Raw genomic sequence first — 23,954 nt, 5'->3', positions numbered from 1 at the left:
TGGAATGTACTCACTCTTCTAACAACAAAAATCTAGGGATAACTATGTTTTTTAAAAGCCTCTTAACCGTGAGCGTTGCGCTTGCGATAAATGCTGCTAACGCTAATGAGTTCGTCATTGAAAAGCTCGCAAAGCCAAGTTCACAAAAAGTCGCTTTAACGCTCGACCCAAGTCAGGATACTTTTACAGGAATGACTGAAATCAGTTTGGAGGTACTTAAACCAACACGCTACATTGAACTTAATGGTGTTGATTACGCAACCAAAATGGTTCAACTATTGGGTGAGCAAAACTGCGACTTAAACAGCGAAATGCTTAAAACCGGTAAAGTTAAATTTAGCTGCGAAGAGCAAATTCAGCCGGGTAAATACACTTTAAAAATTGATTTCTCAGCGCCATATAATCGCCAAAGTGTGGGGCTATATAAAACCCTAGATCAAGGCGTTCCTTATCTTTTCACCCAATTTGAAATGAGCGATGCCCGTCGAGCGTTTCCTGTATTTGACGAACCAAGCTATAAAATTCCATTTCAGTTAACTATTACCGCCCCCACTTCACAAAAAGTGTATTCAAATACACCTGAGTTAAAAACGACAGTGAATGGCGATATGACTACCCATTACTTTGATAAAACGCCACCAATTCCATCATACTTAGTAGCTATGGCTGTAGGCCCGTTTGAAGAGCTAGAGATTAAGGGTATGCCAATTCCTGGCCGTGTAATTACTCCACAGGGTAAAATTCATTTAGCACAGTATGCAAAAGAGAATATGCCTAAAGTACTGGGCGCACTTGAAGAGTACTTTGGTATTCCTTACGTATATAAAAAGTTAGATTCAGTGGCTGTTCCAGAGTTTCCGTTTGGGGCAATGGAAAACTCAGGTTTAGTGACTTACCGCGAAGATATTCTTCTGGTTGATTTAGAAGCTGCAACACGTAGTAAAAAGCAACGTAATGTCTCTATTATTGCCCATGAATTAGCTCACCAATGGTACGGTAACTTAGTGACTATGAAGTGGTGGAACGACTTATGGTTAAACGAAGCGTTTGCTAGCTGGATGGCAGCAAAAATTACTAAGCAACTTAACCCTGAGTTTGAATCACACCTAGATTTACCACAAAACAATGTAATGGCGTTAGATGCTCGCTTAAGCACTAAGCCAATTCGTAAACCAATTAAAACTGAAGCCGATATTATGGACGGTTTAGGCCTTGCATACAGCAAAGGCAGCTCAGTACTGGCGATGGTTGAAAATTGGATTGGTGAAGACGCATTTCAAGCTGGTATTCAAAATTACTTAAAAGAGTTCTCTTATAAAAATGCCGAAGCCGCCGATTTATGGGAAGCACTCGGTAAGGCTTCAAATAAAGATGTGGCGAGTGTTTTAAAATCATTTATTGAACAATCATCATTTCCTTTAATCAAGGTTGATCAGCAAGGTAAAACTATCACTATTTCGCAAAGCCGTTTTGCTAATGCCGGTGTTGATGCTCCAGCCCAACTTTGGAATGTACCCGTTGCCATTAAGTACGGTAAAGGCGATAAAGTAAAAACTGCCAGTGTATTACTTAATAAACAAAACCAAACGCTAGAGTTAGATTTTGAGCCAGAGTGGATATATCCAGACCAAGGTGCGCTAGGTTACTACCGCTGGGTCATGGACGATGCGCAATTTAACGCACTAATTGATAATGCAGCAAGCGTATTAAACGACCGCGAGCGCCTTGCATTGTTATCAGCTACTGACGCCTTACTTGACGCAGGTGTAATTTCTGCGGCTAAGCTGATGCAAACGCTTGAAGTATTTGCCAGTGATAGTCATCCACGCGTAGCTAACACTGCTTTAGGCTATTTAGCGTCTCAGCAGCGTACCTTTAAAGACGATAGCAATAAAGATTTATGGCCTACATTTATTCAAAATGCAGTCATGCCTGCCGCTAAAAAATATGGCCTAGAAGCAAAAATGGGTGAGGATGGCGCTGTTGCTCAACTGCGAGCTGCGGTGGTATCACGCTTAGGCTTTGATGGTGAAGATAAAAATGTGATCAATAAAGCTAAGCAGCAAACAGCCGCTTACTTAAAAGATCCGCAAAAAGTAGACCCTTATTTAGCGGGTACTTACTTACGTCTTGCGGCTTTTCATGGTGATAAAGCGCTGCTTGATCAGTTTATGGCAACCTTTAAAACCACTAAAGATCCACAAGTTCGTACCAATATGTTGGCAGCAATGGGTTATTTTGGTAAACCTGAACTCCAAAAAGCAGTGCTTGCATATAGCTTAACCGATGAAGTAACCGCTTCTGATATGCGTACTATTTTATCGGGGCAAAGTTACACCGATGAACGCCAAGCACTCTTTATTGATTGGATATATAGCAACTACGATAAAGTAACAGCAAGTTTGCCACCATTTTTTGTGCCTAACTTACCTTACTTTACTACTGCTAGCTGTGATGCTGAAAGTTTAGCGAAAACGCAAACGTTCTTTGACGCTAAACTTGATGACGTACCTGGCTATGCGCGCACATTAAGTAAGCTTGCAGAAAGTACGAATGACTGTATTGCACTTAAAAACCGTGAACTCAAATCAGTAAATAGCTTTTTGAATAGTAAATAAGTTAAAGTTCAAAGGATGGCTGGCTGCGGGCGACGGGTAACGGGCCGAAAACCTCAAACTCGGGCTAATGGCTGATGTTTTCTCATTGCCTTCTCTTTGTGTATAAAATCTTAAAAAGTTTATTCACAAAGAGATTAAGAGGCGCAGCCCTTTTAGAGCTAGTGATTAAAGACAAAGATTAAGGGTTATAAAGGTTAAAGGTTGAAGATTTTATCTTGCACCTTTTGCCTTTAGCCCTGCACCATTCTATTAACCACCAATAATCATGGTTAGCTTAGCTATAAACTCTTTTGCCGCTTGTTCAGAGTTAATTTTAAAAGCGACACCATAATGAATAGGCTGTGCGCTTTTATAAATACGAGTGGGAAAACGGGTCATTTCACTGCTATGAAAATAGCCTTGAGTACGCACAACCCCATCAATATCAGTAAAGTCATCACTAAACACTTCAAATGCGGGGCGGATCACAATTTTACCTTTCCCCGTTTCGGCATGGGTGTAAAACGCTTCTTTAGAGTTTGCTAGCATATACTCAGCAATGTTTTTTATTTTAAAGTTACTTCTACACTCTAGTTTTATCAGCTGCTCTGTTAACTCGTCTGCGCTAAATGCCACGTGACTTTCCTTTTTATTTAATAGGGGGTCAGACTAACTCATGCATGAGTGAAAGTCCGAAATTTATTATTTAGTGTTTATTTAACACTACATACAAACGCTAATTGCTGATTTCTATAACTCAACCGACTAATTTCAGTATCGCAATATTGGCTTAAATCGAGCCATTGAGATATATCAGATCCAGCTGTTAATTTTCGTTGATAAATACGGTTTTTAACTGCGTAAGCAATAGTATTTTCATCTTTTAAGATGAAGTCTTGTACTTGGTTTGGCAGCCTAAGGATGTTGCTTACCTGCTTGGTTTGAGGGTCAAAACGGGCTAACTGGTGCTGGCCATTTTTACTATGACTAAATAAAAATTCACTTTGCGATTTATTGTAAATAAGTGTGCGACCAATGTTATTTGCAACAACTTCACCTTTAGCCGCAACAACCGAGGTATATTGTAATGTATGTGGCTCACCTAAAATAAACATCACTAAATCGTTGTTATTACCCCAAGCGTGGTAGCCCACAGGCTCAATCCAATCAAAAATACGACTTGGCGCCTGCTCTGTGCTCAGCCGATATTGCCATAACTTTTGTTTACCATCTTCTTCAACCACGATAGCAGATAAACTATCACCACTCGGTGTTACTGTTGGCGAATACTCACTTACAGCTGTATTTGTGATCATAGAGGTTTGTTTTGATGATAAATCGTAAAGCGCAATATCAGTTTGGCTCTGATTATTACTGATTACCTCACGCGTATAATAAAGGCCCGTATCGGTTAAGTGAGGCTGATTGTTGTAGCTGGTTTTATCACTAATAATGCTTACGCGTATGCCATGCGGAGTATTTAAATCGGCAAGCAGTATTTGACTTTTAGGCATATTTGCTTGGGCAACGCCCAATGTTAAAGCATTAATTGTTATTAGCCCTAACAACGGTTTGATCAGTTTCATGCTTTCTCTCGTTTTAATTTTAAGCACCTCATGATAACGTTATTTACTGATGACGTCACTTGACCTAGCTTAGTAAGGTCTTTATAACTAACGGGTCATAAAAAAGAGAACAAACATGTCAGCTAAACACCCTATTATTGCAATCACCGGCTCATCTGGAGCAGGCACTACAACCACCACCAATGCCGTGAAGCATATTTTCCGCAGCCTCGATATCAATGCTGCATTTATTGAAGGTGATAGCTTTCATCGTTACACACGTCCTGAAATGGACAAAAAAATTCGAGAAGCCCAACAAGAAAGTAAACACATAAGTTATTTTGGCCGAGAAGCCAATGACTTTGGTGCATTAGAAGACTTATTTACCAAGTATGGTGAAACAGGCGAAGGTAAACTGCGCCGTTATTTACATACCTTTGATGAGGCCGTGCCTTATAACCAGTTACCTGGAACATTTACTCCTTGGCAAGAGCTTGAGCAAAATACAGATTTAATGTTTTACGAAGGCTTACATGGCGGCGTGGTCGACGAAGATCATGATGTTGCTAAGCATGTTGATTTACTCATAGGCATGGTGCCAATTATTAACCTTGAGTGGATCCAAAAGCTTATTCGCGATACCTCAGAACGCGGCCATTCTCGTGAAAAAGTAATGGACTCGATTGTACGCAGTATGGATGACTACATTAATCATATAACGCCGCAGTTTTCTCGTACTCATATTAACTTTCAGCGAGTACCCACCGTTGATACCTCCAATCCATTTAGCGCAAAAGATATCCCCTCCCTTGATGAAAGCTTTGTTGTTATTCGCTTTAGGGGCATTGATGACGTTGATTTCCCGTATTATTTACGCATGATTGAAGGCAGCTTTATGTCGCGGATCAATACGCTTGTAGTACCCGGTGGCAAAATGGGACTCGCTATGGAGCTAGTGCTTACGCCACTGATCAAAGATATTATTTTGAAAAAACGCGCCTTAGCAAAATTAGCCCCACCTGAAATTCCTATTTAAGTGTATCGATAATCTGTTAGAGGCTTTTTGGTTTAGAAGATCTAATAACATACGATGATCTTATAGAACTGATCATTTCTTTTATCAAGTGATCGCAAATACATTCTGCTCTTTTTTGTTTAGTCTAACTCACGTACACTGCTGATTTTAAGTATGATGAGAGTAGTATGTCGCAAGCCATTAAAATTGTTGTCGGGTCTAAAAACCCAGTAAAAGTAAATGCCGCTAAACACATTTTTGCGATGTATTTCCCTGAGCATATAATTGAATGTAGTGGCGTTCACGCCCCCTCTGATGTACCCGATCAGCCTATAGGCGAAGAACAAACGTGTTTGGGAGCGCAAAACCGAGTTAACTACTGTAAAGCACAGCATCAAGCAGACTACTACATAGCGATGGAAGGCGGCGCAGCGCAATTTAGCTATGGTGCAGCAACCTTTGCCTATGTCGTTATTGATGACGGCGCACAGCAAGTTACAGGCCGAAGCAGTAACTTACCTTTGCCTTCAGTTTTTTATAATGCATTGCTGCAAGGTGAAGAACTTGGAGATGTGATGGATAAGGCTTTTAATACCACCAATATTAAGCAGCAAGGTGGTGCTATTGGTTTATTAACTGATCATCATGCAACACGAGAAAGTACCTATACTCAAGCGCTGACTCTCGCCATGGCCCCTTTTCTTAATCCCACTTTATATAATCAATAACGGATGTTTTAATGAAGTATAACTACGTATTATTTGATGCCGACGAAACCTTATTTAGCTTTAATGCCTTTGCTGGCTTACAAAAAATGTTGGCTGCTTATGACATGGATTTTACCAAAGCAGATTATGACCATTACCAAAACACCAATAAGCCACTATGGATTGCCTATCAAAATAACGAAATTACCGCAAACCATCTGCAAGTAACTCGTTTTAGTGAGCTGGCAAATAAACTTGATTTACCAGCCCAGCAGCTCAATGATGATTTTTTATCGGCAATGGCTGAAATTTGCATGCCTTTACCCGGTGCGGTTGAATTATTAAACGCCCTTAAACCTCATGCCAAGTTAGGTATTATCACTAATGGCTTTTCTCAGCTGCAAGCGCGTCGTTTAGCGCATACTGGGCTGCAAGATATGTTCGATTGGCTGGTAATTTCTGAAAAAGTAGGTATTGCTAAACCTGCAAAAGAGATATTTGAGCACACCTTTAATTTAATGGGGAATCCACCTAAAGAGCAAATTTTAATGGTAGGTGATACCGCCAGCAGTGATATTCTTGGTGGACAAAATGCAGGCATAGACACCTGCTGGTTACAGCACCCTGGGGTAATCTTACCTGAAGGTATTAAGCCAACGCACCAAGTCACTGAGTTAAAACAGTTACAAACTATTTTAGGTCTGTAATACCTGACTGGTTGTGGTTACAAACAGCCAAAAAAAATGACGCTAATAAGCGTCATTTTTTATAACTGTATGTAAGCGATTAACTGATTAGGCGTTTGCTAATTCAAGGCCGGGTGCAGGCATCGAAACAGGCGTTTCAAAGGTTGCCCACTCCCATGCTGACTCGGTTGCCATAATTTTGCGTAGTAACTTGTTATTTAAATCATGACCTGATTTAAATGCAGTTACTTTACCCAAAAGGTTATGACCTGTCATAAACATGTCACCTACACAGTCTAGTATCTTATGCTTGACGAACTCGTCTGGGTAACGCAGACCGTTTGGATTTAAAACTTTAAATTCATCAAGTACCACTGCACTATCCATGCTACCACCTAGTGCAAGGTTATTAGCATGCATGTATTCAATATCTTTCATAAAGCCAAAAGTACGCGCACGGCTAATTTCTTCAGTGAAGCTTTGTGCGGTAATATCTAAGCCAATGCGTTGGCGGCTTTCATTAATTGCAGGGTGATCAAAGGCAATTTCAAAGTCGATATGGAATCCGTCGTAAGGTTCTACTTCGGCCCATTTGTCGCCTTCTTCAATACGTACTTTTTCTTTAATACGAATGAAACGTTTTGCAACATTTTGCTCTTCAATGCCGCCTTTTTGTAATAAATAAATGAATGGCAATGCACTACCATCCATTATTGGAACTTCTGAGCTGTCAAGTTCAACAATCAGATTGTCGATACCCATGGCCGCAACAGCTGCAATTAAATGCTCAGTAGTTGATAAGCGAACACCATCTTTGTTGATTAAACAGGTACACAATTGCGTATCACCAACGGCTTCAGGTGTTGTTTCAAAATCAACAACCGGATCAAGGTCGACACGACGAAATACAATCCCAGTATTTGCGCTCGCAGGTCGGAGAGTTATTGTGACCTTCTCACCTTTATGAAGTCCAATTCCTATGGCTTTGACTACTTGTGCAATCGTACGCTGTTTAATCATAGGTTCGCTCACTTTAAGTATATATTACAGTTAGACGGCGGAGTGTAACATAAATACGGTATAACTACAATATTTGTTCACATTTCGCACAAAAGTACTGTTTTTAATTAGTCTGCTTGTTTACGTAAAAAAGCAGGAATGTCGAAATAATCGCCACCCTCAGACTTATCTGTTTTATTAGCACTACTTGACGACGTATTCGTTGCTGAACTTGAAGAGCTAGTCGATGTGCTGCTTTGCTCTTTTGATTCAGTTTGCGATGTCGTTGCAGGCTCTTCAGTCGTACTTGTGCCTTGGCTTGCAAAGCTAGGTACGTACATACTGCTGCTTGTTTGTGTGCTTGAGCTAGTTACATCAGAGCCTGACGCTTTTTTGAAACCGTTATCTACAATACCAAACTGTGGACGACGATCGCCGCCTAAGCCGGTTGCAACCACGGTTACACGTAGCTCATCCGTCATTTCTGGGTCAATTACCGCGCCAACAACAACCGTTGCGTTTTCAGACGCTAGCGCCTTAACGTGATTACCCACAATTTCAAATTCTTCAATCGCGATATCCATACCCGCAGTAATGTTAACCAAAATGCCTTTAGCACCGGTTAAATCTACGTCTTCTAAAAGAGGGCTTGAAATAGCAGCTTCTGCTGCTTCTTGTGCACGATCAGGACCCGACGCAGATGCAGTGCCCATCATCGCTGTGCCCATTGCAGACATAACTGTACGTACGTCGGCGAAATCCACGTTAATTAGACCCGAGCGAGTAATTAACTCAGCAATACCTTGTACCGCACCAAACAATACGTCATTTGCTTTAGCAAATGCATCCAGTAAAGTTGTTCCTTTACCCAATACTTTTAGTAACTTGTTATTTGGAATAGTGATTAACGAGTCCACAATTTCAGATAATTCGCTAATACCTTGCTCTGCAGCAGCGGCACGCTTTTTACCTTCAAAATCAAACGGACGGGTTACCACAGCAACAGTTAAAATACCCAGCTCTTTAGCAATTTTAGCCACGACTGGCGCAGCACCGGTACCTGTACCGCCGCCCATACCTGCCGCAATAAACACCATATCAGCGCCTTCAAGGCTAGCACGAATGGTTTCGGCGTCTTCTTCAGCCGACTCACGACCTACTTCAGGGTTAGCCCCTGCACCTAACCCAGAGGTTATTTGCGTGCCTAATTGTACTGTTACATCAGCGGCTGAATTACGTAATGCTTGCGCATCCGTATTGGCTGCGATAAAACGAACGCCTTCTATTTGTTGTTTTACCATGTGCTCAACTGCGTTACCGCCGCCACCGCCTACACCGATTACTTTTATTACAGCTTCTTCGCTGTGTTGTTCCATTATATCAAACATATTTACTCTCCGACTTGAGTACTAAAACTCGCCTTGAAACCATTTTGTGATGCGGTTCCACCAATTATTATTATCATCCGCTTTCGACTTTTGTGCATTCATCGACTGCATAGTACGCCCGTATTGTAACAAACCTACAGCGGTTGCGTACGATGGATCATCAACATAATCAGTTAAACCTACTACACCAATTGGTTTACCTATTCTTACTGGCATCTGAAAAATATCTTCAGCCACTTCCATTGCGCCAGTCATTTTAGCAGTTCCGCCAGTAATGACGAGACCTGCTGCAATTTGGTCTTCTAATCCTGAGCGACGAATTTCTTCCATCGCCAGTTCAAATAATTCTCTAAAACGTGGCTCAACCACTTCAGACAACGTATGCCTAGACATCAGTCTTGCTGGTCGCCCACCTACGCTTGGCACTTCAATCGTGTCTTCGCTGCTCGCCATTTGGCTACTTGCACAGGCATATTGTACTTTGAGTGACTCTGCATGTGATATAGGTGTGCGAAATATTTTTGCAATATCACCGGTTACTTGGTTGCCCGCCACCGGAATCACCGCAGAATGACGCAGTGCACCATTAATATAAATAGTGATATCCATAGTACCACCACCGATATCTAGCACCGCAACACCTAGCTCTTTTTCATCGTCCGTCAGTACGGAGTAACACGAGGCAAGCGCAGTAAATATAAGTTGGTCAACTTCAAGCCCACAACGTTCAACACATTTTTCTATATTTTTAGCCATGTCATTGGAGCAGGTAATGATGTGCGCGCGTGCTTCCATACGCACACCACTCATGCCAAGTGGGTTTTTAATCCCCTCTTGCATGTCAATGCTGTACTCTTGTGGCAAGGCATGCAACATTTTGCGTTCAGCTGAAATTGGTACTGAGCGAGCAATATGGATTACATTTTCAATGTCTTCATCGGTTACTTCAGTGTTATTAATAGCGACAACACCGCTTTCGTTCTGACATTGAATATGTTTGCCAGAAATACCCAAATAAACCGAGCTAATACGACAATCAGCCATCAATTCAGCTTCATCAATTGCGCGGCGAATAGACTCAGACACTAAATTTAAATCGTTGACGCCGCCTTTATCCATTCCATAAGATACTTGGCTCCCCACGCCAACAATGCTGAGCTTGTTATCTGTGGTGATTTCACCTACCGTGGCCACTACTTTCGAAGTGCCTACGTCTAATCCAATCACTAGGTTTCTTTCTGCTGACTTAGTCATGCCTTACTCTTTATTATAATTGCTGTTCTTGCATTGGCTTATAGCTCACTGCAAGGCCGGTATCGTAGCGTAAATCAATTGCATCTATCTGTGCATCAGCACGTTGTTCTATGCGTGAATAAACGTCTATAAAACGCTGTACACGCTTGGCTTTATCCTTGCGCCCTAAATTTAAACGCACGCCATTATCTAACCAAAGTTGCCACGAAAAACGCTCAGATAGCGCAAGGCTAGTGAGCGTTAGTGCATTTACTTTAAGCATTTCATCAAACTGTTTAAACGCTACCCATGCTTCTTTTTCACTGCCTTCTGGCCCATATAACTGGGGTAATTTGGCACTTAATTTATCACTTTTAGCCTCAAACGCATCGCCGCTTTGGTTAATCAATAAATCACTGTTCCAGTGAGCGACCGCTTGATGCTCTACCACGTAAACTTGGATAGTATCAGGCCATTGCTTTCTTACCGATACCGTTGCGACCCAAGGTAGTTCTTGCACTAAATGCTGAACATGCTTTACGTTTAACTCAAAAAAGCTACTTAAATCCGCTTTTTTTATCGCGGTAGTTATTGCTTTTTCATCGGTGTATTTGGGGCTCCCCAACACCGTTAGATGCTTAATTTGCGCATCTTTATTTGCAACTAACCAATGGGAAACCCCATTGGTTATTTCAATTAACCCAATCACCACAGCCAGAAAAAAGCTCACTCCAAAAATCAGCGACCAGTTAAGTTGCTGTTTTAGTTGCTGCGCTTTCTCTAAAAAGGGATGCATATTAAAGGGTTTGCTCCAAAATGCGAACAACTAATTGCTCAAAACTTGCCCCATTGGCTTTTGCAGCCATTGGCACTAATGATTTTTCTGTCATGCCTGGCACTGTATTTACTTCCAACAAGTAAAATTGGCCTTGCTGATCTTGCATTGCATCGACGCGACCCCAGCCACTTGCACCCACTAAATCAAACGCATCGAGTGCCATTGCTTGTAGTTTTTGGGTATCCGGTTGTGATAAATCAGCAGGACAATGATATTGTGTCGTACTTGACTGATATTTAGCTTGGTAGTCATAAAAACCATTTGGCGTGCTCATTTCAATCACAGGTTGTACTTCATCACCAAGCACCGTAATTGTAAATTCGCGCCCCGAGATCCACTGCTCTACCAATACTTGGCTGTCGAACTTAAATGCATTGCTGAGCGCATCTTCAAGCTCTTCTGCAGAGCTTGCTTGTGCCATACCAATACTTGAGCCTTCGTGCGATGGTTTTACCATCACTTTTTTAAACTCATCGATAATTGCTTTAGCATCAAAGCCTTTTTTAGCATCAACTACCGCATAAGGTGCTGTGCTTAAGCCTGCCGATTTAAACAAGTGCTTACAACGAATTTTATCCATTGCCAATGCTGAACCCAATACATTACTGCCGGTGTAAGGCAAGTTCATAAACTCTAAAGCACCTTGTACTGTGCCATCTTCACCACCTCGGCCATGCAGCGCAATAAAAACGCGATCAACGTTTAAGTCTTTTAATTCCCACAATGAACGATTTTGAGGGTCAAACGCAATCGCATCAATGCCACAGGCAAGAAGTGCATTAAGGACTGCTTGACCAGATTTTAATGACACGTCGCGCTCTGCTGAGTTTCCACCTAGCAGCACCGCTACTTTACCAAACTGGGAACTTACCTGTGTCATACTTCACCTTGCTTTAATTTTTCTATCGACATATTTGTTGCTGCTAAGTTTTTAACTAACTGACCTATGTTACCTGCACCTTGCGTAAGTACTAAATCATTATTTTGCAGGCAGTTAGCAAGTACACCTGCAAGCTCTGAGCTTGAAGCTACATGCAATGGCTCTTTGCCACGCTGGCGTAAACTGCGGCATAAACTCTTACTATCAGCGCCCACTATCGGCTCTTCGCCTGCACTGTAAACATCAAGCAATAGCAACTGATCAACCTCGGCGAGTACTTTCACAAAATCTTCGTATAAATCGCGAGTACGAGTATAGCGATGCGGCTGATAAACCATCACTAAACGCTTATCAGGCCAGCCTTCTCTCGCTGCGGTGATGGTAGCTGCCACTTCTGATGGGTGATGACCATAGTCATCTACTAACATCACATTACCGCATTCGTTTTCAAATTCACCATAATGCTGAAAACGACGGCCAATGCCTTCAAAAGTATCTAATGCCGCTAAAATTGCATGATTAGCTATGTTTTGATCTTTTGCCACCGCAATCGCTGCGGTTGCATTTAGGGCATTGTGTTTACCTGGCATATTTAACTTAGCGGTTAAACTCTCGCCTTGTTTATTAGTAACAGTAAATTGGCATGTATTGGCTGTTTGGCTAAATTCACTCATTCGATAGTCAGCATCTTGCGATTCACCATAAGTGATCACCGGACGACCAAAGCGAGGTATTAATTCTGCGGCAACGTCTGAATCTATACACACTACAGCTAGCCCGTAAAACGGCAGGTTATGAATGAATTCAACATAAGTATCTTTCATTTTTTCTAAGCTGCCGCCGTAAGTTTCCATGTGATCTTCTTCAATATTAGTGATCACCGATACCATTGGCTGTAAATGCAAAAATGAAGCATCGCTTTCATCCGCTTCAGCGATTAAAAAGTCGCTTTTGCCTACTTTAGCATTGCTGCCAGCACTGTTAAGCAAACCACCAATAATAAAGGTTGGATCGAGCCCTGCTTGTGCATAAATGCTGGCAATTAAACTAGTTGTTGTGGTTTTACCATGGGTACCGGCAATGGCAATACCATGACGAAAACGCATCAGCTCAGCTAACATTTCTGCACGGCGAACCACCGGAATACGCGCAGCTTGCGCGGCTTGAATTTCAGGGTTTGTTTTATCAATTGCACTTGAAACCACCACCACATTAGCGTCTTTTACATTATTTTCATGATGGCCAATAAATACTTCAGCGCCCGCTTGAATTAAACGCTCGGTCATGGCGCTATGCGCTATATCCGAGCCGGTAATACGGTAACCTTCAAAAGCCAATACTTCTGCAATACCGCCCATACCTGCACCACCTATTCCTACAAAGTGAATAGTTTCAATGCGGCGCATCGCAGGGCGTGTATATTTTTCTTTTGCTAATGTCTGTTTCACTTATATTCTCTTATTTGTTACTTGCTCACAGTGCATAGCGACGCTGGCTGTGGCATCTAAAATAGCCTGCTGCTTTGCTTTAGCAGCCATTTTAGTTATTAATAAAGGTTCGGCTAAATAGGGACTTAAAAGTTCAACAATGCTGCGCTGATTAAATTGCCCCTGTGGCATTAATAATGCCCCTTCTGCCATTACTAAATACTGTGCATTTGCTGTTTGGTGATCATCAACCGCATGTGGAAACGGTACAAATACCGCCATTTTACCTGCTGCAGCAATTTCACTAACCGTTAGCGCTCCGGCGCGACAAATCACAATATCGGCCCAGCTATAAGCGGTATCCATATCATCAATAAATTCAGCAACGGTCACTTGCTCATTGCCCATTTGTTGCTGCTGGTAACTTTCGCTCACACTAGCAAAATGGCCTTTACCAGTTTGGTGCCAAACATTAATGGCACAGGTATCATTTAAGCGCTTAAATGCTTCAGGCAGTGTTTGGTTAAGTACTTGCGCACCTAGTGAGCCACCCACTACAAGCATATTAATTGGACTTGATATTTCCCGCTTAGGTATATCAACTACACTCTGACGCACAGGGTTACCCACCAGCTCAGCTTTACCACTGGCAAAAGCACTTGGAAATGCAGCTAATACGCGATTCGCAAATTTCGCTAGCCATTTATTGCTCATACCAGCTACGGCGTTTTGCTCATGAATTACCAAAGGGATACCGAGACTTTTTGCCGCAATACCCGTAGGGCCTGTCACGTAGCCGCCCATAGCTAAAACCACGTCAGGGCGTTGTTGTTTTAATACTTTACGCGCCTGCAATATTGCATTAATAACCATGAATGGCGCTTTAATGAGGCGTTTTAAACCATTACCTCGCACGCCTTTTACATCAATAAAATCAATTTCTATGTTGTGCTTGGGCACGACACTGGCTTCCATTCTATCAGGAGTGCCTATCCAGCTAACTTGCCAACCTTGCTGTTTGAGATAATCAGCAACCGCAATCCCCGGGAAAATATGTCCACCTGTGCCCCCTGCTACAACGACTATTTTTTTACTCATCGTTTAGCTCCCCCCGACGTGGCCTGTTTAGTTGCCATCTTCGTTTCAAAATCTACCCGTAATAAAATACCAGTGGCTATGGTCATCATTAATAAACTTGAGCCACCATAGGAAATAAACGGTAGGGTTAGTCCTTTGGTTGGTAATATACCGGCACTGGCGCCTACATTAACCATAGTTTGAAATGCAAACCAAATACCGATAGCTAAAGCTAAATAGCCTTCATATTCTTTACCGTTTTTAAGCGCATTTTGGCCAATTAGTAGCGCTCTAAATACTAATGTCCCTAATACCATTAAAATACTCAATACGCCCATAAAACCAAGTTCTTCAGCAATCACGGCAAAAATAAAATCGGTGTGAGCTTCCGGTAAATATTGTAATTTTTGTACGCTATTACCTAAGCCTTGGCCAAACCAATCACCTTGGCTATAAGCCATCAGTGATTGTACTAATTGATAACCTTTACCAAAAGGGTCATCCCAAGGTTCTAAAAAACCCACCACACGCGCCATACGATAGGGCTCAAACACAATCAACCCAACCACCAGCGCAATACCGGTTAAAATAAGTGCAAAAAATTGCCAAAGCTTAGCACCAGCTAAAAACAATAAACCAACCGTAGTAACAAACATCACCACCACGGTTCCTAAATCGGGCTGCATTAAAATAAGTGCCGCATAAACTGCAAATACCGCTATGGGTTTAGCAAAGCCTTTTATGTTTTCTTGTACTTCACTGCGCTTACGTACTAAATAGCCAGCGATATAACTAAAAAAGAATAACTTAGCGAGCTCGGAAGCCTGAATATTAAATGGCCCTATAGGTATCCAGCGGGTAGAACCATTCACTTCACGACCGACAATAAGCACTACCAATAACAACACTAAGCCGATTAGTAATAAGTAGGGATTAGCTTTTTTCCACCACGACATAGGTACTTGAGTACTAATGCAAAATAAACAAAACGAGAGCCCTAAAAAAATACCGTGGCGGATAGTAAAATGATAAATATTGCCAAACAGCCTATCGGCCGTCGGCATTGAAGCACTAGTTACCATCACAAAGCCCACCCCTATTAGCATTAACATGCAATAAAGGAGCGGCACATCATAAAGCTGCGCCGAAGGTTTAGGAGTAAATGCCTCTTTAATATCCGCAAAAGCTATCATGGCAGCTCCTGCAATACACAATGCACAAAATCATCGCCGCGCTGCATATAGTTGTTATACATATCTATACTGGCGCAGGCTGGGGCTAATAAAACCGTATCGCCTGACGTACTTAATTGTTTAGCAAGCGCCACAGCTTCAGACATGTTAGTGGTTAAATGACCTTTAGCAGTTAGTGCCATTAACTCTTTTGCATCTTTACCAAAGCAAATGAGGGCTTTAACGTGTTGCTCAACATAAGGTTTAAGTGCCTCTAAATCAGCGCCTTTGGCATCGCCACCAGCAATAACCACTAAGTTTTGTTGCTTACCCGCTAAACTATCAATAGCGGTAATTGTTGCGCCTACATTGGTGGCTTTAGAATCATTAAAATACTTAACGCTATTAAACTCACCCACAAACTGGCAACGATGTGCCAAGCCATTAAATTGAGCTAACGCAGTTTTATAATGCGCTTTAGTTATTTCAAACGGGCTGAGTAACGCCATTACTGCCAGTGTATTTAAATAATTATGCTTACCCACAACGGCTAAGGTACTTACTGGCAAATAAGCTTCGCCCTTTACCATAAAGTGCGCTTCGTTATTATGCTGTGCTAAGTGGTAATCACCTTGTGTTTCTCCAAAACTAACTTGTGGTGCTAACGTGCGACTCACTGGGTGGGTTTGTCTATCGTCAGCATTAATAACTAAAAGTTCAGCGCCGTTATAAATACTTAACTTTGAATCTATATAAGCTTGATAGCTATCATAGCGATCGAGATGATCTTCTGAAATATTAAGCACAGTTGCACTGCTGGCTTTTAAGCTGTCAGTGGTATCAAGCTGAAAACTCGATAGTTCCAGTACAAATACATCAAAGTCACCGTCAAGTAAATCCAGTACAGCTGTGCCAATATTGCCGCCCAGTGCTACTTTATAACCTGCGGTTTTTAATACTTCGTAAGCAAGGGTTACTACCGTTGATTTACCGTTTGAACCTGTTACCGCAACAACTGGTTTAGTGTTAATGCGGGCAAATAACTCAACATCACCAATTATTTCTACACCTGCATTCATTGCCTGTGCAACCGCAGAGGTTTTTAAACTTAGTCCAGGACTAATAATGATCATATCGCAAGCACTGAGCGCCGCGTTATTTAAATCACCAAAGTGAGTATTTAGATTAGCGGCATGTTGCTTGAGCCAATCAACACCGGGAGGATTTTCTCGGCTATCGACTACATTGGGCTGTATTCCTTGAGATAATAAAAAGCGCACAATGCCCAGGCCAGTTACACCGAGCCCGAGCACTGTTATTTGTTTATTTTTTATCTCTTTTAAATACTGCATTTATCGGATCTTTAATGTCGCAAGGCCAGCGAGCACCAGCACAATAGAAATTATCCAAAAGCGCACAATAACGCGTGGCTCTGGCCATCCTTTAAGTTCATAATGGTGGTGAATCGGCGCCATTTTAAAAATACGTTGGCCGCGTAATTTATAAGAGCCAACTTGTAAAATTACCGACAGCGCTTCCATTACAAACACGCCCCCCATAATAATAAGTAATAACTCTTGGCGAACCAGCACAGCAATAATACCTAATGCACCACCTAGAGCTAACGAGCCTACATCGCCCATAAACACTTGTGCTGGGTAGGTGTTAAACCATAAAAAGCCTAACCCTGCACCCACAATAGCGGTACACACCACTACCAATTCACTGGCAAGTGGCAAATGCGGAATATGTAAATAAGCTGAAAAGTTAATATTACCGGTTAAATAAGCAATAATAGCCAGCGCTGCAGCCACTAAAATTGTTGGCACAATAGCTAAGCCATCTAGTCCGTCGGTTAAGTTTACCGCGTTTGAGGTGCCCACTAATGCAAAATACGTGATTACGATATAAAACAGTCCTAGCTGTGGCAGTACATCTTTAAAAAATGGTACAACAAGAGATGTCTCTGTCGCTTGGGTACTGGTCATGTAAAGTGCAGTTGCTACAACCAATGCAATTACTGATTGCCAAAAATACTTCCACTTAGCAATCAGTCCTTTAGGATCTTTGCGGATCACTTTGCGGTAATCGTCAATAAAGCCAACAATCCCCAATGAACCAATCACAAATAATGTGGCCCATACGTATTTATTAGACAAATCAGCCCACAATAAAGTGCTGGTGAATATTGCCGCTAAAATAAGTAAGCCACCCATGGTCGGCGTACCCGATTTAGACAAATGCGATTGCGGACCATCATCACGTACTGTTTGTCCAATTTGCATGCGCTGTAAACCACGAATTAACTTTGGCCCCAAATAAAGCGACATAATTAATGCGGTCAAAATACCTAAAATGGCACGAAGAGTTAAATACGAAAAAACATTAAAGCCACTATAATATTGAGTTAAATACTCAGCCAGCCAAACTAACATTATGATACTCCATTGATGGCTTGTTGCTGGCCATTAACTAAATCGGTTACTAAAAGCTCCATGCGAGAACTGCGTGATCCTTTCACGACAAGGGTAATTTTTTTATCTACTTTGCTAATACTGTTTTGAATTTGCTGCAGCATTTGCTCACGATTTGAAAAGTGACGATTAGGCAGCTCAAATACATCACTTGCTGACTTACTTAATACACCGAGTGTAAATAGCTCATCAATGCCTTGCGCTAATGCATATTCGCCCACTTCTTGATGATACTTACGAGCATCTTCACCAAGCTCCCCCATATCACCGAGAGCCAAAATACGATGACCTTGAATATCGCTAAGTAAATCAATCGCCGCTTTTACCGATTTAACGTTGGCATTATAAGTATCATCTATAATGGTGAGTGAATCACTAGCTTCAATCAGGTTAACCCGCCCTTTAACTTCACCCATGGTCGCTAAGGCGCTGGCAATTTCATCAAGTGACACGTCAAACTCACTGGTTAATGCCGCAGCAATAAGCGCGTTGCTAATATTATGCTTGCCTGGCAATGCTAACGTTACCGGTACTCTGTGTTGTTTGGTACATAACATAAAGCTTGCGCGAGCTTGTGCATCTAGGCTGATGTCCTCAGCCCAAATATCCAGTTTTTCACTGCTAGAAAAACATTTAACCTTTCGCGCTGCTAATTTATCAAGCCAATACTGACTAAACTCGCTATCGCAATTAACAATGGCAATGCCATCGTCTTTTAAACCATCGTAAATTTCGCCTTTGGCTTGTGCTACCCCTTGCAGGCTACCAAAACCTTCTAAATGCGCCGCCGCAACATTACATACCACGGCAACATCTGGTTTGGTCATGGCGGTAGTGTAGGCAATTTCACCAATATGGTTTGCACCGAGCTCAATAACCGCATAACGGTGCTGTGGCTCTAATCTTAATAAGGTAAGAGGCACGCCAATATCATTATTGAAGTTGCCTTTAGTCGCTAAAACATCCCCTTTACTTGATAAAATAGCGGCACACATTTCTTTAACTGTGGTTTTACCTACACTGCCAGTAATAGCGATAGTTTTAGGTGCAACTTGCGCCATAACCGCTGTACCAATTGTGCCTAATGCAATACGGGTATCGGCAACTACAAATTGAGCAATGTCGGTATCAACAGCGTGATCGACAATGACTCCAATAGCCCCTTTTTGTTTTGCTTGCTCAATAAACTTATGACCATCAAAGTTAGGGCCTTTAAGTGCCAAAAACACTTCACCATCACACAAAGTACGGGTATCGGTGTTTATATTTATTACTTGACGATTATCACCTTGATAATCGGTTGCCAGCACATTTGCTAGCCAATCAAAATCCATTGGGATCATGCTTGAGACCCTCTTACTGCTTTTTTTAATTGTTGTTGTACAAATTGGCGATCGCAAAAATCGATGCGTTTGTTACCTATAATTTGATAGTCTTCATGCCCTTTACCGGCAATTAAAATAACCTCACCGGCTTTTGCGTTATCGATAGCAAATTGTATCGCAACACCACGGTCGGCCTCTAAATGGGCGTTTTGTGGGTGTGTTAACCCTGCCGCTACGTCATTAATAATTTCATTAGGATCTTCAGAGCGCGGGTTGTCACTGGTAATGAGCACTTTGTCTGCAAACTGCTCAGCGGCTTGTGCCATTAATACACGTTTGCCTTTATCTCTGTCGCCGCCGCAACCAAATACACAACTTACACCACCTGGTACATGTTGCTGCAGCGCTTGTAACGCTAAAGCCAGTGCATCTGGCGTATGTGCATAATCAACCACGCAAGTAGGCATATTTGGCGCTGTAAATGCTTGCATTCTACCTGCTACAGGTTGCAAATACTCACACCCTGCCACTAATTGCGTTAATGGGTAACCTAGCGCTAATAATGTGGCTAAAGCAGCGGTTAAATTGTATAGATTAAATTCACCATATAACGGTGATTTTATGGCAATATCACCCCAACTTGTAGTTAATTGCGCCGAAATACCGGTTGCTGAATAGCTAACATCAGAAAAATACACAAACTGAGCGTTTTTAGGGGCTAAGTTTTTACGGCCATAACAAATTAGTTTATTAAAGCTATATTTCTCAATCCATTGCTCTGCTTGTCCGTCATCTTGGTTAAGAATGACATTGGCAGCATCAAAATCACGAAACAGCATCAATTTGGCATCACCGTAACTATCCATGTCACCATGATAATCTAGATGATCACGAGATAGGTTAGTAAATACCGCCGCTTTGAAATGGCACTGATCAACACGGTGCTGCACTAGACCATGTGATGATACTTCCATCGCTACTAAGCGATGTTGCTGCTCTTTTAAGTCACTTAAAATATGCTGTAAATCAACCGTTGATGGTGTGGTGTTTTGTAGCGGTGTTAAATTATCTGGATGGCCATAACCGAGCGTGCCTATAATTGCGGCTTTGGTACGACAAAACTGTGCTAAATGAGCAATCATTGCTGTAGTAGTCGACTTACCATTAGTACCTGTTACACCAATTAAGTCTAACTCTAGGCTCGGTTGCTGGTAAAATTTACTCGCTAAAACAGGCAATTTTTTATTTAATTCTGAGACTAAATAAAGCGGCTCAAAATCACTTTCAAACTCACACAGTCTGTCGGCAATAATTGCACTGGCACCATTCTCAATTGCTTTATCAATAAACTGTCCGCCATCAAGCTGATGACCTTTTATTGCCACAAACACATCACCCGGTTTTACATCGCGGCTGTCTAAACGCAACTCGTTTACCATTAAACGTGCTGCATCTATTTCTAAACATTTTAAAATTGTGTGTAAATCACGCACCATCATCTTTGCCCTTCACGTATGCCACCGAGTCTTTATCTGGGGCAACGTTTAAAATTCTTAATGAATTAGAGATTATTTCTGCAAACGCCGGACCTGCCGTTGCGCCACCGTAATAAACATCTCCACCGGGCTCGTTGATTAATACCACAACGGCTAATCGCGGATTACTCGCAGGGGCAATGCCCGCAAAATAACCTACATATTCGTCACCATAACCACCTGCAGCGGCCTTTTTAGAAGTACCCGTTTTACCAGCTGCACGGTAGCCATCAACTTTAATACGGCGTGCGGTTCCACCTTCTTCAAATACGCTTTCCATCATATGAACTACAGCTTCAACATCTTGTTGCTGAAAAACACGTTCACCTTCAGGTATAGAGTCTTGCTTTAGTACAGTGAGTGGGCGGTTAACCCCACCTGCGCCTAACATGGCGTAAAAACGAGCCATTTGCGCGGTACTCACGGCAATATTGTAACCAAACGAAAGTGCGGCAATTTCGTGATCTGACCAACGACGGTTTGGGTAAAATAAACCACTGCTTTCCCCGACCATGCCGGTACCACTATCACTACCAAAACCCACCTTTTGGTAAAGACCTACAAAGTAGTCTTTGGGCACGGTTTGGCTTATTTTCGTTACGCCCATATTACTGGAGTACTTTAAAATTTCGCGCAGCGTCATTTCACCATGATTACGGGTATCTTGTACTAAGCTGCCCCCTAAACGCATCCAGCCTGGGTAGGTATCAACTTTGTCATCCGGTTGGATTGTGCCGTAGTCTAATCCAGCTAAAATGGCTAGAGGCTTAACGGTTGAGCCGGGTTCAAACAAATCGGTAATTGCACGGTTACGACGCTTATGAGGAGCCGCACCGCTTAAATTGTTAGGATTAAATGAAGGACTATTTACCATAGCCAAAACTTCACCAGTTTTAACATCAACCACCATGGCTGAACCTGAAGTGGCCTTGTAAGTTAATACCGCTGATTTAACCGCTTTGTAGGCAATCGCCTGAATACGCTGATCAATACTCAGTTGAATACTCTCAGGCTCCACTCGCTCGCGCTCATCAAGCACTTCAACTTCACGACCTTGAGCATCTTTTCGAATCGTACGTCGGCCTTCTTCACCTGTGAGTGCATTTTCGTAAAGCTTTTCTATGCCTTCAATGCCTTTGCCATCGATATTAGTAAAACCAATGATATGCGCACTGACCTCACCGGCAGGGTAATAGCGTTTTGATTCATCTAATAAATGAATACCTGGTAGGCGTAAATCGCCAATATAATTAGCAACAGCCGGAGTAACTTGGCGTTTTAAGTAAACAAAGCGACGAGTAGGATCATCAAGTAGTCGGGTATTAATTTTGCTCGGTTCAATGCGCAGTACATCGGCTAGTTCACGCCAGCGCAAATCGTTTTTATAATACAGGGCGGTACGCTTGTTTAGCTCAGCGACATTTTCACGCAGAGTTTGCTGATCTTCACCATTTTTACGGGCTTGTCTGAGCACTTTGCTCACCAGTGATTTATGCAAAGCTTTAGGATCTGCATACACACTGACTACAGGCACACTAACTGCGAGCTCTTTACCGTTACGATCGAAGATCATACCGCGTTGCACATGCAATTTTTCAACACGTACTGTACGCTTGTCACTTTCGGAGCGAGCCTTATCGGGTTCAATTACTTGCAAATATGCGGCGCGCGATACCAAAGTCACAAACACTAAAAAAATCACCGCGCACACTAAAATAAAGCGCCATGCGATTAGGTTGTTGACTGGTTTTTTGCCTCGCGTTCTCATTGTAATATAATTACCTGCTCATCTTGGCTGGTTGGCCGCTTCATTTCTAATTGTGACGTTGCCACTTCTTCAATGCGTGCATGTTGCGAATAAAATTCTTCTTCCACTAAAAAATAACGCCACTCTAAATCCAATTCATCACGCTCTTGCAGTAACGAATCTTGCTCAATTAATTGCGCACGAGATAAATGAGTTACCTGCACCACGCTCAAACTTGACGCGAATATCACAACCAACAAGGCCAAGGTGATCTTGTTCGCACCTAGGCCTTTAATTATTTCAATAAATAGATTGGGTTGGCGATAACTCGCTTTTTTACTCATCCCAACCTCTGTGCAATCCTTAGTACTGAGCTACGAGAGCGTGGATTGCGAGCCACTTCATCAGCACTTGGTTTAATAGCTTTACCCACTGCTTTTAACGTCAGGTTTTTATTTATTTGTGCGTCGGTTAAAGGCAGACCTCTGGGTATCGCTTCTCCCTTACTCTGTTTTTTAATAAATTGTTTTACAATGCGATCTTCTAAAGAGTGAAAAGAAATAACAACTAAGCGACCACCCGGCTTAAGAACTTTAATCGCCGCTTGTAGTGCGGTTTGAATTTCCTCTAACTCGCTATTGATATAAATACGAATTGCCTGAAACGTGCGCGTTGCAGGATGTTTAAACTTATCTTTAACAGGTACTGCTTCATCAACTAAATCTGCGAGCTGTTTAGTGGTAGTGATTGGCGTATGTTCTCGCACTTCCAATATCTTGTGCGCAATGCGCTTACCAAATTTTTCTTCACCTAGCTTTTTGATCACATGGGTAATGTCATCTAGTTCCGCCTCAGCTAACCACTGCGCAGCGCTACGGCCTGTGCTTGGATCCATTCGCATATCAAGCGGGCCATCTTTCATAAAACTAAAGCCACGAGCGGCATCATCTAACTGCGGTGACGACACACCAATATCAAGTAAAATGCCATCAACTTTACCAATTAGATCGTTTTTCTCAGCAACTTCGTATAACTTTGAGAACCGTGAGTGAGCAATCGAAAAACGTGAATCATCGGCAAACTTTTCTGCTGACTTTATAGCTTGTGGATCCTGATCAATAGCCTGCAAGCGACCAGCGTCGCCCAAGCGCGCTAATATTTGCCCTGAATGTCCGCCACGTCCAAAGGTGCCATCCATATAAATGCCGTCTGGCTTAATTGCAAGTGCATCTATGGTTTCTTCCATTAATACGGATACGTGTTCAAATTGCGCTGTCATTAGCTATTTT

General features: G+C 42.1%; 21 protein-coding genes. 4 read left to right on the top strand and 17 right to left on the bottom strand.

Annotated elements, in window-relative coordinates; genetic code table 11:
* The first annotated feature begins 44 nt into the window (after nucleotides 1-44).
* A complete protein-coding gene (locus ACNSN3_RS01890; protein WP_418608368.1) occupies nucleotides 45-2,618 on the top strand; it encodes a M1 family aminopeptidase in 2,574 nt (857 codons plus the stop codon).
* A 249-nt stretch (nucleotides 2,619-2,867) separates the two neighbouring features.
* Here the strand turns inward: ACNSN3_RS01890 and ACNSN3_RS01885 are convergent, their stop codons facing one another.
* Both ACNSN3_RS01885 and ACNSN3_RS01880 read right to left on the bottom strand, forming a co-directional pair.
* Complete coding sequence (locus tag ACNSN3_RS01885; RefSeq protein ID WP_008114788.1) at nucleotides 2,868-3,233, bottom strand: hypothetical protein; 366 nt, start codon at nucleotides 3,231-3,233, stop codon at nucleotides 2,868-2,870.
* A 77-nt stretch (nucleotides 3,234-3,310) separates the two neighbouring features.
* A complete protein-coding gene (locus ACNSN3_RS01880) occupies nucleotides 3,311-4,183 on the bottom strand; it encodes a hypothetical protein (RefSeq protein ID WP_418608365.1) in 873 nt (290 codons plus the stop codon).
* 115 nt (nucleotides 4,184-4,298) lie between these two features.
* Between ACNSN3_RS01880 and ACNSN3_RS01875 the strand changes: the two genes are divergently transcribed.
* The 3 genes from ACNSN3_RS01875 (at nucleotide 4,299) to yjjG (ending at nucleotide 6,591) form a co-directional block, all read left to right on the top strand.
* Entirely contained in the window at nucleotides 4,299-5,198 is a 900-nt protein-coding gene (locus ACNSN3_RS01875) for a phosphoribulokinase (protein WP_008114793.1), read from the top strand.
* 167 nt (nucleotides 5,199-5,365) lie between these two features.
* Complete coding sequence (gene yjjX / locus ACNSN3_RS01870) at nucleotides 5,366-5,905, top strand: inosine/xanthosine triphosphatase (RefSeq protein ID WP_054202306.1); 540 nt, start codon at nucleotides 5,366-5,368, stop codon at nucleotides 5,903-5,905.
* Nucleotides 5,906-5,916: 11 nt separating this feature from the next.
* On the top strand, nucleotides 5,917-6,591 hold the full coding sequence (yjjG, locus tag ACNSN3_RS01865) for a pyrimidine 5'-nucleotidase (RefSeq protein ID WP_418608362.1): 675 nt from the start codon (nucleotides 5,917-5,919) through the stop codon (nucleotides 6,589-6,591).
* A gap of 87 nt (nucleotides 6,592-6,678) precedes the next feature.
* Here the strand turns inward: yjjG and lpxC are convergent, their stop codons facing one another.
* The 15 genes from lpxC to rsmH all read right to left on the bottom strand — a co-directional run bounded on the left by lpxC (nucleotide 6,679) and on the right by rsmH (nucleotide 23,944).
* Nucleotides 6,679-7,590: a UDP-3-O-acyl-N-acetylglucosamine deacetylase gene (lpxC, locus tag ACNSN3_RS01860; RefSeq protein WP_010390707.1), complete on the bottom strand. Its 912-nt coding sequence runs from the start codon at nucleotides 7,588-7,590 to the stop codon at nucleotides 6,679-6,681.
* A 107-nt stretch (nucleotides 7,591-7,697) separates the two neighbouring features.
* The gene (ftsZ, locus tag ACNSN3_RS01855) at nucleotides 7,698-8,957 is read right to left on the bottom strand and encodes a cell division protein FtsZ (protein WP_010390706.1); all 1,260 of its coding nucleotides are present in this window, start codon (nucleotides 8,955-8,957) and stop codon (nucleotides 7,698-7,700) included.
* A 21-nt stretch (nucleotides 8,958-8,978) separates the two neighbouring features.
* Entirely contained in the window at nucleotides 8,979-10,211 is a 1,233-nt protein-coding gene (gene ftsA, locus ACNSN3_RS01850; protein ID WP_008110678.1) for a cell division protein FtsA, read from the bottom strand.
* Between the two features lie 13 nt (nucleotides 10,212-10,224).
* The gene (locus tag ACNSN3_RS01845) at nucleotides 10,225-10,986 is read right to left on the bottom strand and encodes a cell division protein FtsQ/DivIB (RefSeq protein ID WP_418608359.1); all 762 of its coding nucleotides are present in this window, start codon (nucleotides 10,984-10,986) and stop codon (nucleotides 10,225-10,227) included.
* A gap of 1 nt (nucleotide 10,987) precedes the next feature.
* A complete protein-coding gene (locus ACNSN3_RS01840) occupies nucleotides 10,988-11,908 on the bottom strand; it encodes a D-alanine--D-alanine ligase (RefSeq protein ID WP_010390703.1) in 921 nt (306 codons plus the stop codon).
* A complete protein-coding gene (murC, locus tag ACNSN3_RS01835) occupies nucleotides 11,905-13,314 on the bottom strand; it encodes a UDP-N-acetylmuramate--L-alanine ligase (protein ID WP_217694239.1) in 1,410 nt (469 codons plus the stop codon). Before murC ends, ACNSN3_RS01840 begins: the two co-directional genes overlap by 4 nt.
* 42 nt (nucleotides 13,315-13,356) lie before the next feature.
* On the bottom strand, nucleotides 13,357-14,433 hold the full coding sequence (gene murG / locus ACNSN3_RS01830) for an undecaprenyldiphospho-muramoylpentapeptide beta-N-acetylglucosaminyltransferase (RefSeq protein ID WP_418608356.1): 1,077 nt from the start codon (nucleotides 14,431-14,433) through the stop codon (nucleotides 13,357-13,359).
* Complete coding sequence (ftsW, locus tag ACNSN3_RS01825; protein WP_010390699.1) at nucleotides 14,430-15,605, bottom strand: cell division protein FtsW; 1,176 nt, start codon at nucleotides 15,603-15,605, stop codon at nucleotides 14,430-14,432. Before ftsW ends, murG begins: the two co-directional genes overlap by 4 nt.
* The gene (gene murD / locus ACNSN3_RS01820) at nucleotides 15,602-16,936 is read right to left on the bottom strand and encodes a UDP-N-acetylmuramoyl-L-alanine--D-glutamate ligase (protein WP_418608353.1); all 1,335 of its coding nucleotides are present in this window, start codon (nucleotides 16,934-16,936) and stop codon (nucleotides 15,602-15,604) included. Before murD ends, ftsW begins: the two co-directional genes overlap by 4 nt.
* Nucleotides 16,937-18,019 carry a phospho-N-acetylmuramoyl-pentapeptide-transferase gene (mraY, locus tag ACNSN3_RS01815; RefSeq protein WP_054202311.1) on the bottom strand — a complete coding sequence of 361 codons (1,083 nt, stop codon included), beginning with the start codon at nucleotides 18,017-18,019 and terminating at the stop codon, nucleotides 16,937-16,939.
* Nucleotides 18,019-19,401 (bottom strand): UDP-N-acetylmuramoyl-tripeptide--D-alanyl-D-alanine ligase, encoded by a 1,383-nt coding sequence (locus ACNSN3_RS01810; protein WP_418608350.1) that lies wholly within the window; start codon nucleotides 19,399-19,401, stop codon nucleotides 18,019-18,021. Before ACNSN3_RS01810 ends, mraY begins: the two co-directional genes overlap by 1 nt.
* Nucleotides 19,398-20,876, bottom strand: coding sequence for a UDP-N-acetylmuramoyl-L-alanyl-D-glutamate--2,6-diaminopimelate ligase (gene murE / locus ACNSN3_RS01805; RefSeq protein WP_418609033.1), 1,479 nt, complete (start codon nucleotides 20,874-20,876; stop codon nucleotides 19,398-19,400). The genes ACNSN3_RS01810 and murE overlap by 4 nt, the downstream gene beginning before the upstream one ends.
* Nucleotides 20,869-22,686 carry a peptidoglycan glycosyltransferase FtsI gene (locus ACNSN3_RS01800; protein WP_010390693.1) on the bottom strand — a complete coding sequence of 606 codons (1,818 nt, stop codon included), beginning with the start codon at nucleotides 22,684-22,686 and terminating at the stop codon, nucleotides 20,869-20,871. Before ACNSN3_RS01800 ends, murE begins: the two co-directional genes overlap by 8 nt.
* Nucleotides 22,683-23,009 (bottom strand): cell division protein FtsL, encoded by a 327-nt coding sequence (ftsL, locus tag ACNSN3_RS01795; protein WP_010390691.1) that lies wholly within the window; start codon nucleotides 23,007-23,009, stop codon nucleotides 22,683-22,685. Before ftsL ends, ACNSN3_RS01800 begins: the two co-directional genes overlap by 4 nt.
* Complete coding sequence (rsmH, locus tag ACNSN3_RS01790; protein ID WP_418608347.1) at nucleotides 23,006-23,944, bottom strand: 16S rRNA (cytosine(1402)-N(4))-methyltransferase RsmH; 939 nt, start codon at nucleotides 23,942-23,944, stop codon at nucleotides 23,006-23,008. Before rsmH ends, ftsL begins: the two co-directional genes overlap by 4 nt.
* Between the last annotated feature and the right edge of the window lie 10 nt (nucleotides 23,945-23,954).

The sequence above is a fragment of the Pseudoalteromonas sp. US3C1004 genome (assembly GCF_048401065.1).
Taxonomy (GTDB): domain Bacteria; phylum Pseudomonadota; class Gammaproteobacteria; order Enterobacterales; family Alteromonadaceae; genus Pseudoalteromonas; species Pseudoalteromonas undina.
The sequence above is the reverse complement of the archived record's forward strand: the minus strand, read 5'-3'. Positions and strand labels throughout refer to the sequence as shown.